Origin of the sequence: Variovorax restrictus, assembly GCF_051216715.1 — a bacterium.
Taxonomy (GTDB): Bacteria; Pseudomonadota; Gammaproteobacteria; order Burkholderiales; family Burkholderiaceae_C; genus Variovorax.
The window spans coordinates 70,050-83,262 of the sequence record NZ_JBPJZH010000004.1 but is presented as its reverse complement, the minus strand read 5'-3'; the positions used below and the strand labels follow the sequence as shown (position 1 = coordinate 83,262).

The following is a 13,213-nucleotide window of genomic DNA, read 5'->3' as shown; positions in this document are numbered from 1 at the left end:
ACCGCCCTCAGGCTGGGGCTACTTCAGCCATCCGCGACGGCGGAAGTACCACATCGGTCCCAGGGCGCTTGCGGCCATCAGCGCCAGCACATAGAAGTACGCGCCGCGTCCCAGCGCCTGCACCTCGGGGATGTTCATGTTCATCCCGTAGATGCTGGCGATCAACGTCGGCGGCAGCAGCGCCACGCTGGCCACCGAGAAGATCTTGATGGTCTTGTTCTGGTTGATGTTGATGAAGCCGACGGTCGCATCCATCAGGAAGTTGATCTTGTCGAACAGGAAGGCCGTGTGGTTGTCGAGCGATTCGATGTCGCGCAGGATCTGTCGCGCTTCCTCGAACTGCTCGGCGTTGAGCATGCGGCTGCGCATCATGAAGCTCACGGCGCGGCGCGTGTCCATCACGTTGCGGCGGATGCGGCCGTTCAAGTCTTCCTGGCGCGCGATGGCGCCGAGCACCTCGCCGGCCAGCTCGTCGCTGACGTTGCCTTCGAGCACCTTCTTGCCGGCCACTTCGAGCTCGTCGTAGATGTTCTCCAGCGTGTCGGCCGAGTATTCGGCGTCGGCGTCGAAGAGCTTGAGCAGCACCTCCTTCGCGTCTTCGATGAGGCCCGGCGCCCGGCGTGCGCGCATGCGCAGCAGGCGGAACACCGGCACGTCTTCGTCGTGGATCGAGAACAGCACACCGCGGCTGCGCAGCTCGGCGTTGTGCTGGTTCAGGATGAAGGCGACGCGCACCGAGCGCGGGTTCTCGTCGTCGTCGATCAGAAAGTCGCTGCGGATGTGCAGTTCGCCGTTGTCCTCTTCATAGAAGCGGGCGGACTCCTCGATGTCCTCGTCCATCGCGTCTTCGGGAATGGACAGGCCGTAGTACTGCTTGATCCAGCGTTTTTCTTCGACCGTCGGCGATTCGAGGTCGACCCAGATGGGCTGGAACTGGGACAGCTCTTCGAGGGCCTCGATTTCTTCCTGAACGAGGCGCCCGTTGGCGAGCGAGAAGATGTTGAGCATGGCTCACTCCCGGAGATAGGGTCTTGCGGTTGGCGGCGGAAAGGTGGCGCTTTCAAGACCCTCGCCAACGACGCTCAGAAGGGAGTTGAAAGCTGCCGAGACGGATAGCTGTCCATGCGAAATCTCCGGGGTTGCAGCGAGGCGCGATTATGGCACTGCAGCATGTCGTCGCTGCCTGTTCGGCTGGATGGACATCCAGTAAAGTGCGGGGCTCCGATGCCGACTCACCCCACTGTTTCAACGACGCGTCCGGCCACAACGCAGACCGAGCGCCTGGCCGCGGCGCTGGCCACGCTCAACGACGCGCAGCGTGCCGCGGTCGAGCACGGCGTGGGCGCAGCGCTCGGCGACATGCGGCCGCTGCTGGTGATCGCCGGGGCGGGGTCGGGCAAGACCAGCACGCTGGCGCACCGCGTGGCCAACCTCATCGCGCAGGGCGCCGATCCGCAGCGCATCCTGCTGCTCACCTTCTCGCGCCGCGCGGCGCAGGAGATGGCGCGCCGCGCGGGACAGGTCGCCGCGCAGGTGCTCGGCCTGCGCTCCGAGGCGGCACCGGCCTTGCCCTGGGCCGGCACGTTCCATGGTGTCGGTGCACGGCTGCTGCGCGAGTACGCGGCGCAGATCGGGCTCGACGAGAACTTCACCATCCACGACCGCGGCGACGCCGAGGACCTGATGGGGCTGGTGCGCCACGACCTGGGCCTGTCGGCGACGACCAAGCGCTTCCCGCGCAAGGGGACCTGCGTGTCGATCTACTCGCGCACCGTCAACACCTGCGCGCCGCTGGCCGAGGTGCTGGCCCACGCTTTCCCCTGGTGCGCCGAGTGGGAGAACGAGCTCAAGCGGCTGTTCGCCGCCTACGTCGAGGCCAAGCAGCAGCAGCATGTGCTCGACTACGACGACCTGCTGCTCTACTGGGCCGGCATGGTGGCCGAGCCGGCGCTCGCGGCGCAGCTGGGTGCACGCTTCGACCACGTGCTGGTCGACGAGTACCAGGACACCAACCGGCTGCAGGCCGCGATCCTGCTGGCGCTCAAGCCCGACGGGCGCGGGCTCACGGTGGTGGGCGACGATGCGCAGTCGATCTATGCCTTCCGCGGCGCCACGGTGCGCAACATCCTCGACTTTCCGGCGCAATTCGCCGAGCCCGCGCGCGTGGTGGCGCTGGAGCGCAACTACCGCTCGACGCAGCCGATCCTCGACGTGTCGAATGCCGTCATCGCGGCGGCTGCGGAGCGCCATGCCAAGACGCTGTGGACCGAGAAGCCATCCGCCGGCCGGCCGCAACTGGTGCTGGTTCCCGACGAGGCACAGCAGGCGCAGTGGGTTGCCGACCGGGTGCTGGCGCACCGCGAGGGCGGGCTGGCGCTCAAGTCGCAGGCGGTGCTGTTCCGCACCTCGTACCACAGCGCCGCGCTCGAACTCGAGCTGGCGCGCCGCAACATCCCCTTCGTCAAGTACGGTGGCCTCAAGTTTCTGGAGGCCTCGCACGTCAAGGACCTGCTGGCGGTGCTGCGCTTCGCGCAGAACCCGCGTGGGCGCATGGCCGGCTTTCGCGTGACGCAGCTCATCCCCGGCATCGGCCCGGCCACGGCGACGCGGCTGCTCGATGCGATGGACACGGCCGCCGACCCGGCCGCGGCGGTGCAGGACTTCGTGCCGCCGGCGTTGGCGCAGGTCGAGTGGGCGCGATTTGCCGAGACCTATGCCGCGTTGCGTGCACCGTCGCTGCCCTGGCCGGCCGACATGGAGATCGCGCTGGCCTGGTACCTCCCGCATCTGGAACGGCTGCACGATGACGCGGGCGTGCGCCGCGGCGACGTCGAGCAGCTTGCGCGCCTGGCGGCGGGCTACGCCTCGCGCGAACGCTTCCTCACCGAACTCACGCTCGACCCGCCCGAGGCGACCAGCGACCGTGCCGGCCCGCCCTTGCTCGACGAGGACTACCTCATTCTCTCGACCATCCATTCGGCCAAGGGCCAGGAGTGGACCTCGGTGCATGTGCTGAACGTCGTCGACGGCTGCCTGCCCGCCGACGTCGCCCAGGGTGCACAGGAACTGGAAGAGGAGCGCCGCCTGCTCTACGTCGCCATGACGCGTGCCAAGGACCATCTGCACCTGCTGGTGCCGCAGCGCTTCTACGTGACGCAGCAGTCCGCCCGCGGCGACCGGCACCTCTACGCCGGGCGCAGCCGCTTCATCACCGAGGCGGATGCTGCCCGCTTCGAGCGGTGCACCTGGCCGCCGCCGCCCGTTCAGGCGCCGCACGTCCCGGCACCGGCGGCGGCCATCGATCTGCTGGCCCGGATGCGCGCGGCCTGGCGCTGATCGTCACCGGCGCCGTTGACATGCCGGGGTCGGCAGCAGGGCTGCTCGACCGTGGTCTTTGGTGTTCACGGATCCCGCAACGCAGATGGCGGATAGAAGAGATGCTATGCAATTGGTAGCTGAGCGGCCCCCGTTCCGAAAGAAATGGAAGCGAATGTGACAGGGGCATTGCAATGCGCTGAAGCCTTGGGCATAGTGAACCGACCTTCTTCTCTTTCGTTCCAAACCCCCGCACCGAATCCCCCGCTCACGCCCCAATTCCGGAGCGCTGGGCATTTTCCCAACCGTCAATCTGGAGGTCATTCATGAATTTGACGATCAGCGGTCATCACCTCGACGTTTCGCCTGCCCTGCGCAGCTACGTCACCACCAAGTTGGACCGGATCACCCGGCACTTCGATCAGGTGGTCGATGTCAAGGTGATCCTCACGGTGGAAAAGCAAAAGGAGAAGGAGCGCCGGCAGAAGGCCGAATGCAACATCCACGTGAAGGGCAGCGACATGTTCGCGGAATCCAGCCATGCTGATCTCTACGCCGCCGTCGACGAGCTGGTCGACAAGCTCGACCGCCAGGTGGTGCGCCACAAGGACCGCTTGCAGGACCACCATCACGCCGCGCCCAAACGCCTGATGTGACCGCCTTCGGGCAAACACTCTTGCGGGCCACCTCCGGGTGGCCCTTTGCTTTTTGCGATGCGGGTGCATAATCGCCCCCGCTCCGCCCCCCACACATGAATCGCCTCGCGTCCATCCTCCCACCCGCTCAAGTCCTCGTGAGCGTCGACGCCACCAGCAAGAAACGTGCTTTCGAAGAAGCCGGCTTGCTGTTCGAGAACCTGCACGGCCTCGGCCGTGCGCTCATCACCGACAGCCTGTTCGCGCGCGAACGGTTGGGCTCGACCGGCCTGGGTCACGGCGTGGCCATCCCGCACGGCCGCATCAAGGGGTTGAAGTCGCCCATGGCCGCCGTGTTCCAGCTCGCGCAAGCCATCGGCTTCGACGCGCCGGACGAGCAACCCGTCGTGCTGCTGATCTTCCTGCTGGTGCCTGAAGCCGCCACGCAGAAGCACCTGGAAATCCTCTCGGAAATCGCCGAGCTACTGAGCGACGCCGGCCTGCGCGAGCAGATCAAGTCGAGCACCGACGCGGGCGCGCTGCACGCCCTGATCGCCGGCTGGCAGTCCGCCCAGATCGCCTGACCATCGCCGTGGGCCGCGCATGAAGCCGACGGTCATCAGCGCGGACGCGATGTTCGAGGAGTTCCGCGGGCCGCTGCGCTGGGAGTGGCTGGCCGGGCTCGGCGCGTCCGAGCGGCAGTTCGACGCCGACGTCATCAGCCAGGCGCAATCGGCTGCCGACCTGGTCGGCTACCTCAACTACATCCACCCGTACCGCGTCCAGATCCTGGGCGCGCGCGAAATCGCCTATCTGACGCGCGGGACGCCCGAAGACTGCGCGCGCCGCATCGCGCGCATCGTCACGCTCGAGCCGCCGATGCTGGTGCTGGCCGACGGGCAGGCCGCGCCGGACGAGCTGCTGTCGATCTGCGAACGGGCGCAGTTGCCGCTTTTCGCCACGCGTGACGGCTCGGCCTATGTCATCGACTTGTTGCGCGCCTACCTGTCGAAACACTTCGCCGAGCGCACCTCGATGCACGGCGTGTTCATGGACATCCTGGGCCTGGGCGTGATGATCACCGGCGAGTCCGGGCTGGGCAAGAGCGAGCTGGGGCTGGAGCTGATCTCGCGCGGCAACGGCCTGGTGGCCGACGATGCGGTCGACCTTTTTCGCATCAACCAGAACACCATCGAGGGCAAGTGCCCCGAGCTGCTGCAGAACCTGCTGGAAGTGCGCGGCATCGGCCTGCTCGACATCCGCGCGATCTTCGGTGAGACGGCAGTGCGCCGGAAGATGCGCCTGAAGCTGATCGTGCACCTGGTGCGCCGCGACAGCTTCGAGCGCGACTACGAGCGCATGCCGGCCGCGCCGCTCACGCAGGACGTGCTGGGCATCCCGGTGCGCAAGGTGATCATCCAGGTGGTCGCTGGCCGCAACATCGCGGTGCTGGTCGAGGCGGCCGTGCGCAATTCGATCCTGCAACTGCGCGGCATCGACACCTACGCCGACTTCGTGGCGCGGCACCACAAGGCGATGGAAGCCGGCAACGCGGACTGACGGCTTCGGCCTCTCTCCTCTCGCGGTCGCACGCTTGTTGCGCCTGCCCTCCATACCGTCCCGATGAACGCGTCCCTGCATCAACAACTCTCTCAAGCGGAGCACGCGTTCCGTGCCGGCCAGCCGCAGGTGGCGGAAGCTCTGCTGCAACGTGTTCTTGCGCGTGACGCGGCGATGCCGAAGGCGTACGAGCTGCTGGCCTACATCTGCGGCAACCGGGGCGACCTTGCCGGCTGCGAAGGCCACCTGGCCAAGGCTGCGGCCCTGCCGGGGTGCGCGCCGGAGGTCCTGTTCTATCTCGGCCGTGTAAGGCTGCAGCGCGGAGATGCGGCACTTGCGGCGCAGGCGTTCGAGCAATGCGTCGCCTTGTCGGGCGAGCATTTCGAGGTCCTGCACGAGTGGGGTGTCGCGTTGCGCAAGCTGGGGCAGAACGAAGCCGCGCTGGCGACGTTCCGGCGAGCCGAGCGCAAGAATGCGCGCTCGACCGCGCTTCAGCTGAACCTGGGCGATTGCCTCGGAGAGATGCGGCGTCTCACGCAGGCGCTGGCCCATTACGACCTCGCCTTGTCGCTCGATCGGGGGCTCGACCGTGCGTGGTGGAGCCGTAGCGGCGTGCTGTCCCTCCTCGGTCGCCGGCAGGACGCGCTGGACGGCTACGAAGTGCTCGAGCGCCTGGCGCCGGAGATGGACTACCTGCGCGGCGCCGCATTGCACGAGCGCATGCATCTGTGCCGATGGGCGGATTGGCATCAGCAGGTCGAGGTGCTGGTCGATCGCATCGATCGTGGCGATCGCGCCTCTGCACCATTGCCGATGTTGTCCACGCCTGCAGGCCCGGCGACACAACGCAGGGCTGCGCGGACCTATATGCAGGACCATTGCCCCGCGCAGTCGGCGGCGCCGATCGGATTCCCGACGCGGCCGCCTGGCCACCGATTGCGCGTCGGCTATTTCTCCGCCGATTTTCGCGACCATGCAGTCGCGCACCTGACCGCGCGGCTGTTCGAGTGCCATGACCGTTCTCGCTTCGAGTGGTTCGGCTTCGCGATCGGGCGGAACCCGTCGGACGCGATGACCGCACGCATCGCCGCGGGCTTCGACCATTTCCACAACGTCGGACATCTCGACGATGAGCAACTCGTGCGCACCGCGCGCGACGCGGGCCTGGACATCGCCGTGGACCTGAACGGGCTCACGGGTGAGGAGCGCATTGGCATCTTCGCGCGACGGGTGGCGCCGATCCAGGTCAGCTATCTGGGTTATGCGGGGACGACCGGTGGCGACTTCGTGGACTACATCGTCGCCGATGCCACGGTCATTCCGCCGGGGGACCATGTGCATTTCGACGAAAAGGTGGTGCGCCTCCCCGGCTCCTTCCAGGTCAACGACAACACCAAGGCAATCGCGCCCGTGCCGGCGGACCGTGCCAGTCTCGGCCTGCCCGCGGAGGGGTTCGTTTTCGCATGCTTCAACAACAGCTTCAAGCTCACGCCGGATGTCTTCGACATCTGGATGCGCCTTCTGCGCCAGGTGCCCGGCAGCGTCTTGTGGCTCTTCAAGGGCAGTGATGCGTCAAGGGCCTCGCTGTTGACGGAGGCGGCCGACCGCGGGGTAACGGCCGATCGCTTCGTCTGGGCAGAACGCATGCCGCAGATGGCCGACCACCTGGCACGGCATGCCCATGCCGACCTGTTCCTCGACACCTTCTATTACAACGCGCACACGACGGCCAGCGACGCTTTGTGGGCGGGATTGCCGGTGCTCACCATGGCGGGCACGACCTTCGCTTCCCGTGTGTCCGCCAGCCTGCTGCGTGCGGTGGGCCTGCCGGAGCTGGTGACCGACAGCCCGGACGCCTACGAGCAGATGGCACTGGCACTGGCGCGGTCGCCAGCGGCGCTCGCGGCCTTGCGAGCGCGGCTCGCCCAAAACCGCGACACGTCGCCGCTGTTCGACACCCCGTTGTTCGCGCGACGGATCGAATCGGCATTCGAGGCGATGTGGGCCCGGCATCGTGCGGGTCTGAGGCCCGACCACCTCGACATCAGCGGGCGCTGACGGGGCTCGACCGTGGGGCTGTGGGCGCTACCGGCGGCTGGCGCAGTCGGCGCACAAGCCGTACAGCGACATGGCGTGGTCCTGCAGGATCCAGCCCTTGTCCTTGGCGATCAGTTGCTGGCGCCGTTCGATTTCGGCGTCGTAGAACTCCTCGACCTTGCCGCACGAGGTGCAGATCAGGTGGTCGTGGTGCGTGCCTTCGTTGAGTTCGTAGACGGCCTTGCCGCTTTCGAAGTTGCTGCGCTCCAGGATGCCCGCCTGCTCGAACTGGGTGAGCACGCGGTACACGGTGGCCAGGCCGATGTCGGAGTGCTCGTTGAGCAGCACCCGGAACACGTCTTCGGCGGTCATGTGGCGCTGGGCGCCGCCTTGGAAGATCTCGAGGATCTTCAGCCGCGGCAGCGTGGCCTTGAGGCCGGTGTTCTTGAGTTCGTCGATGTTGCCCATGGTCTTTCCTGCGCCAGCCGTGTGGGCGGCCCTGCCTGAAAAAGGCCTGCCGCTACAATGGGTCGATCATATCGCTCCCCCTTTTTCAGATGCTTGCCAATCCCAAAACGCGCCTGTGGTTGCTCGCGCTCGCCGTTCTCGCGAGCCTGTCGTTGGGCGCCTGCGGCAGCATGACCGACCGCACCCGTAGCATGCTGTACGCCGTGACGCCCTACAAGGTCGAGGTGGTGCAGGGCAACTTCGTCTCGAAGGAACAGGTCGACGCACTCAAGCCCGGCATGTCGCGCCAGCAGGTGCGCGAGATTCTGGGTACCTCGCTGTTGACGGACGTGTTCCATGCCAACCGCTGGGACTACGTCTTCACCATCCGTCGCCAGGGCGTCGAGGCACAGCAGCGCCGCCTCACGGTGTTCTTCAACGGTGAATTGCTCGAGCGCTTCGTCGGTGACGAAATGCCCAGCGAGAAGGACTTCGTGGCCGGCCTGGATGCCCGCCGGTTCAGCGGCAAGGTGCCCGAGCTGGAAGCCTCCGAAGCGCAGCTGAAGAAATTCGATCCGCCGAAGAAGGACGCCACCACCGGCGCCGCGGCGGCACCGCTGCCTCCGCTGCCCCCCAGCTACCCGCCGCTCGAATCCACGCGTTGAGCGTGGTCGCCGTCCGGCGGCGTCGAGCGTTTCTCCCCACCGAAGGCTGAATCCGCGTGACCGAACCTCTTGCTTCTTCTTCCTCGGCCGTGCGCCGCATCGCCGTTGCCGGGGCTTCCGGCCGCATGGGCCGCATGCTCATCGAGGCCGTGCGCAACGACGACCACTGCCGTCTGGCCGGGGCGCTCGATGTGCCCGGCAGCGCGGCCGTCGGCACCGACGCGGCGGCGTTCCTCGGCTTCACGAGCGGAGTCGCCATCGCCTCCGACCTGCGCGCGGGCCTGAAGGACGCGCAGGTGCTGATCGACTTCACCCGCCCCGAAGGCACGCTGGCGCATCTCGCGGTCTGCCGCGAACTGGGTGTGCAGGCTGTCATCGGCACCACGGGCTTCAGCGATGCGCAGAAAGCCGAGATCGCCGAGATCGCCAAGGACATCGCGATCGTCATGGCGCCGAACATGAGCGTCGGCGTCAATGTCACTTTCAAGCTGCTCGAGATGGCGGCCAAGGCGCTGTCGACCGGCTACGACATCGAGATCATCGAGGCCCATCATCGCCACAAGGTCGATGCGCCCTCGGGTACTGCGCTCAAGATGGGCGAAGTCATCGCCGATGCGCTCGGCCGCGACCTGAAGGAATGCGCCGTGTACGCCCGCGAGGGCATCACCGGCGAGCGCGACCCGTCGACCATCGGCTTCTCGGCCATCCGCGGTGGCGACATCGTCGGCGACCACACCGTGCTCTTCGCCGGCACCGGCGAGCGCATCGAGATCACGCACAAGTCGGCCAGCCGCACGACGTATGCGCAAGGCAGCCTGCGGGCGGCGCATTTCCTGCGCAACCAGAAGACCGGGCTCTTCGACATGTTCGACGTGCTCGGCCTGCGCTGAGAACAGTCCAACGATGAACATCGTCCAGCTGCTGGCCCAGGGCGATGGCGTCAGCCGCAGCGTGGCGGCGCTGTTGCTGCTGATGTCGGTGGCGAGCTGGATCGCGATCCTGCTCAAGGCCTGGCTGCTGCGTGGCGGAACGCGCGCGGTGCTGCGCAGCATTGCCGCGTTCTGGCAGGCACCGTCGATCACGGAGGCCGAGCAAGGCCTGCGCACTTTCGACGGCCCACGGCTGGTGCTGCCGGCGGTCGTCGCGCTCAAGGCCCTGGCCGCTGACAAAGGCGGAGCGACGCTCGGCCACGCGGGCGACCGCAATCAGCGCCTCACGCGCGCCCTGCGCGATGCGCTGCACGCGGCGCTGCGGCGGCTCCAGTCCGGCCAGATCCTGCTGGCGACCATCGGCGCGACCGCGCCCTTCGTCGGCCTGCTCGGCACGGTGTGGGGCATCCATGGGGCGCTGGCGGGCATCGCTGGCGAGGCGGGCGGCTTCACCATCGACAAGGTGGCCGGTCCGGTCGGCGAAGCGCTGGTGATGACGGCTTTCGGCCTGGCGGTCGCGATCCCGGCGGTGCTGGGCTACAACGTGTTCGGCCGGATCATCGGCCGCATCGAGGTCGAGCTCGAAGGCTTCGCGCACGACCTGCTGGCCGTCTTCGGCGAGGCGCCCGCTGCGGCGCTGCCGCCGGCACGGCCGCTGCCGGTCTGATCAGCTGGACACCATGAGCTTCGGCCGCGCGTCGCTCGGGTCCGGTGCCAGCGGCAGCCGCGCGACCGGCGGCGGCGGTCAGCGGCCGATGTCCGACATCAACGTGACGCCGCTGGTCGACGTGATGCTGGTGCTGCTGGTGATCTTCATCATCACCGCGCCGCTGATGGCGAGTTCCATCCGCCTCGACCTGCCGCGCACCGACGCCGGCAAGACGGGCGACATGCCGAAGTTCGTCGGCGTGGCAATCGATGCCAAAGGCCAGCTCTTCGTTAACGACCAGCCCGTGACAGAGGCTGAACTGGCCACGCGCCTGACCAGCGCCGCCGCGGCCAGCCGCGACACCGAGGTGCAGCTGCGCGCCGACCAGACCGTGCCCTACGGTCGCATCGTCGCGCTGATGGACATCGCTAACAAGGCAGGGCTCAGCCGCATCGGGTTCGTGACCGAGGCCCCGCCCGCCCGCTAGTTCAGCATGACGGGTTTCGTGTGCCAGATGTCATGCGCGTACTCGGCGATGGTCCGGTCCGACGAGAAGGCGCCCATGCCGGCCACGTTCAGGATCGCCATGCGCGTCCATGCGTCGGCGTCGCGGTACAGCGCATCGACGCGCGCCTGCGTGGCGACGTAGCTCGCGTAGTCGGCCAGCAGCAGGTACTGGTCGCCCCAGTTCACCAGCGTGTCGAAGATGCCCTGGTAGCGCGATGGTTCGCCCGGCGAGAAGACGCCGTCGCGGATCGCGTCGAGCACCTTCTGCAGTTCCAGGTTCGATTCGTAGAAGGTGCGCGGCTGGTAGCCGCTGGCGCGGATGTCGGCCACCTGCGGCGTGGTGTTGCCGAAGATGAAGATGTTGTCGTCGCCGACGTTGTCCTTCATCTCGACGTTGGCGCCGTCGAGCGTGCCGATGGTGAGCGCGCCGTTGAGCGCGAACTTCATGTTGCCGGTGCCCGAGGCCTCGGTGCCGGCGGTGGAGATCTGTTCGCTCAGGTCGGCCGCCGGCATGATGATCTCGGCCAGGCTCACGCTGTAGTTCGGCAGGAAGACGACCTTCAGCAGCTTGCCCACGCGCGGGTCGTTGTTGACGACCGCCGCCACGTCGTTGATCAGGCGGATCACCAGCTTGGCCGCGTGGTACGCCGACGCCGCCTTGCCGGCGAATACCACCACGCGCGGCACCAGGTCGCTGGCCTGGCCGGCTTCGTGCGCGGCGACGATGCGCTGGTAGCGCGACACCACATGCAGCACGTTGAGCAACTGGCGCTTGTATTCGTGGATGCGCTTGACCTGCACGTCGAACATCGCGTCGGTGTCGACCACGATGCCCATGTGCTGCTCGATCCAGTTGGCCAGGCGCAGCTTGTTCTCGCGCTTGGCGTGGCGGAAGGCGCGCACGAAGGGCGCCTGCTGCGCCATCGGGCGCAGGGCCTCGAGCTGCGTCAGGTCGCGGCGCCAGCCGCGGCCGATGCGTTGGTCGAGCAGCGCCGCGAGTGACGGGTTGGCCTGGGCCAGCCAGCGCCGTGGCGTGACGCCGTTGGTCTTGTTGTTGAAGCGTTCCGGGAAGATCTTGTTGAAGTCCGCGAAGATCGACTGCTTCATCAGCTCCGAATGCAGCCCCGACACGCCGTTGATCGAGTGGCTTGCCAGCACGGCGACATAGGCCATGCGCACGCGGCGCTCGCCGGTCTCGTCGATCAGCGACAGGCGGCGCAGCAGCTCGACGTCGTGGCCCAGCTTCTGCGTCACCGTCGCCAGGAAGCGCGAGTTCATCTCGTACAGGATCTGCAGGTGGCGCGGGAGGATGCGGCCCATCATCTCGACCGGCCAGGTCTCCAGCGCCTCGTGCATCAGCGTGTGGTTGGTGTAGCTGAACACCTTCTGCGTGTGCGCCCACGCGCTGTCCCAGTCGAGGCCGTGCTCGTCGAGCAGCAGGCGCATCAGCTCGGGCACGGCCAGCACCGGGTGCGTGTCGTTCAGGTGGATGCTGACCTTATCGGGCAGCTCGTCGAAGGTGGTGTGGGTGCGCAGGTAGCGGCGCAGCAGGTCTTGCACGCTGGCGCTGACGAAGAAGTATTCCTGGTGCAGCCGCAGCTCGCGGCCCGAGGCGGTCGAGTCGTCGGGGTAGAGCACGCGCGAGACGTTCTCCGAGTGGTTCTTGCTCTCCACCGCCTGCATGTAGTTGCCGCGGTTGAAGGCCGACAGGTCGATCTCTTCCGTGGCGCGGGCCGACCACAGTCGCAGCGTGTTGGTGGCCTGCGTGCCGTAGCCAGGGATGATGGTGTCGTAGGCCACGGCCAGCACGTCGTGCGTGTCGACCCAGTCGGCCGCGCCGCTGCCGCTGGCATCTTCCCGGCGCTGCACGTGGCCGCCGAAGCGCACGCGGTAGGTCACCTCGGGCCGCTGGAATTCCCAGGGATTGCCGCGCGTGAGCCAGTAGTCGGGCGTCTCGACCTGCTGGCCGTCGACGATCTTCTGGCGGAACATGCCGTATTCGTAGCGGATGCCGTAGCCGAAGCCCGGCACGCCGAGCGTGGCCATCGAGTCGAGGAAGCAGGCCGCCAGCCGGCCGAGGCCGCCGTTGCCCAGCGCCGCGTCAGGCTCGCGTTCGGCGAGGGCTGCGATGTCGACGCCGAAGTCCGTCAGGGCCTGCTTCACGATGTCCTGCAGTTCGAGGGCCAGCAGGGCGTTGGTGAAGGTGCGGCCGATGAGGAATTCCATCGACAGGTAGTAGACGCGCTTGAGGTCCTGCGCGTAGCTGGCGCGGGTGGTGGCCATCCAGCGCTCGACCAGCTGGTCGCGCACCGCCAGCGAGGTCGCCTGCAGCCAGTCGTCCTGGCTGGCGGCGACCGGGTCCTTGCCGACGGCGTAGATCAGCTTGTTGGCCACCGCGCGCTTGAACGCGGCCACGTCGCGGTCGGGATGGTCGTAGGCGAATTCTTCGATCGTCATGGTGGTGGTGGA

12 protein-coding genes are annotated in these 13,213 nt (G+C 67.3%); 9 read left to right on the top strand and 3 right to left on the bottom strand.

Going from position 1 to position 13,213, the window contains the following annotated elements:
* Window positions 1-18 precede the first annotated feature (18 nt).
* Window positions 19-1,008 carry a magnesium and cobalt transport protein CorA gene (locus ACSFA0_RS21340; RefSeq protein WP_435452292.1) on the bottom strand — a complete coding sequence of 330 codons (990 nt, stop codon included), beginning with the start codon at window positions 1,006-1,008 and terminating at the stop codon, window positions 19-21.
* A 216-nt stretch (window positions 1,009-1,224) separates the two neighbouring features.
* Here ACSFA0_RS21340 and ACSFA0_RS21335 point away from each other — a divergent pair, with 216 nt between their 5' ends.
* The 5 genes from ACSFA0_RS21335 to ACSFA0_RS21315 all read left to right on the top strand — a co-directional run bounded on the left by ACSFA0_RS21335 (window position 1,225) and on the right by ACSFA0_RS21315 (window position 7,568).
* Window positions 1,225-3,336, top strand: a complete 2,112-nt coding sequence (locus tag ACSFA0_RS21335) for an ATP-dependent helicase (RefSeq protein WP_435452291.1) — start codon at window positions 1,225-1,227, stop codon at window positions 3,334-3,336.
* Between the two features lie 305 nt (window positions 3,337-3,641).
* Window positions 3,642-3,971 (top strand): ribosome hibernation-promoting factor, HPF/YfiA family, encoded by a 330-nt coding sequence (gene hpf, locus ACSFA0_RS21330; RefSeq protein WP_435452290.1) that lies wholly within the window; start codon window positions 3,642-3,644, stop codon window positions 3,969-3,971.
* A 95-nt stretch (window positions 3,972-4,066) separates the two neighbouring features.
* Window positions 4,067-4,534 carry a PTS sugar transporter subunit IIA gene (locus tag ACSFA0_RS21325; protein ID WP_286647887.1) on the top strand — a complete coding sequence of 156 codons (468 nt, stop codon included), beginning with the start codon at window positions 4,067-4,069 and terminating at the stop codon, window positions 4,532-4,534.
* Window positions 4,535-4,553: 19 nt separating this feature from the next.
* Window positions 4,554-5,510, top strand: a complete 957-nt coding sequence (gene hprK, locus ACSFA0_RS21320; RefSeq protein ID WP_435452289.1) for an HPr(Ser) kinase/phosphatase — start codon at window positions 4,554-4,556, stop codon at window positions 5,508-5,510.
* Between the two features lie 63 nt (window positions 5,511-5,573).
* The gene (locus ACSFA0_RS21315) at window positions 5,574-7,568 is read left to right on the top strand and encodes an O-linked N-acetylglucosamine transferase, SPINDLY family protein (RefSeq protein WP_435452288.1); all 1,995 of its coding nucleotides are present in this window, start codon (window positions 5,574-5,576) and stop codon (window positions 7,566-7,568) included.
* A 27-nt stretch (window positions 7,569-7,595) separates the two neighbouring features.
* Here the strand turns inward: ACSFA0_RS21315 and fur are convergent, their stop codons facing one another.
* Window positions 7,596-8,015, bottom strand: a complete 420-nt coding sequence (gene fur / locus ACSFA0_RS21310) for a ferric iron uptake transcriptional regulator (RefSeq protein WP_435452287.1) — start codon at window positions 8,013-8,015, stop codon at window positions 7,596-7,598.
* 89 nt (window positions 8,016-8,104) lie between these two features.
* Here fur and ACSFA0_RS21305 point away from each other — a divergent pair, with 89 nt between their 5' ends.
* The 4 genes from ACSFA0_RS21305 (at window position 8,105) to ACSFA0_RS21290 (ending at window position 10,724) form a co-directional block, all read left to right on the top strand.
* Window positions 8,105-8,659 carry an outer membrane protein assembly factor BamE gene (locus ACSFA0_RS21305; protein WP_435452286.1) on the top strand — a complete coding sequence of 185 codons (555 nt, stop codon included), beginning with the start codon at window positions 8,105-8,107 and terminating at the stop codon, window positions 8,657-8,659.
* Window positions 8,660-8,748: 89 nt separating this feature from the next.
* Window positions 8,749-9,549: a 4-hydroxy-tetrahydrodipicolinate reductase gene (gene dapB, locus ACSFA0_RS21300; RefSeq protein WP_435452471.1), complete on the top strand. Its 801-nt coding sequence runs from the start codon at window positions 8,749-8,751 to the stop codon at window positions 9,547-9,549.
* Between the two features lie 13 nt (window positions 9,550-9,562).
* Complete coding sequence (locus tag ACSFA0_RS21295) at window positions 9,563-10,255, top strand: MotA/TolQ/ExbB proton channel family protein (RefSeq protein WP_435452285.1); 693 nt, start codon at window positions 9,563-9,565, stop codon at window positions 10,253-10,255.
* A 13-nt stretch (window positions 10,256-10,268) separates the two neighbouring features.
* Window positions 10,269-10,724: an ExbD/TolR family protein gene (locus ACSFA0_RS21290; protein ID WP_435452284.1), complete on the top strand. Its 456-nt coding sequence runs from the start codon at window positions 10,269-10,271 to the stop codon at window positions 10,722-10,724.
* Here the strand turns inward: ACSFA0_RS21290 and ACSFA0_RS21285 are convergent.
* Window positions 10,721-13,201: a glycogen/starch/alpha-glucan phosphorylase gene (locus ACSFA0_RS21285; RefSeq protein ID WP_435452283.1), complete on the bottom strand. Its 2,481-nt coding sequence runs from the start codon at window positions 13,199-13,201 to the stop codon at window positions 10,721-10,723. The two genes, ACSFA0_RS21290 and ACSFA0_RS21285, sit on opposite strands and share 4 nt — an antisense overlap.
* Window positions 13,202-13,213: the final 12 nt, after the last annotated feature.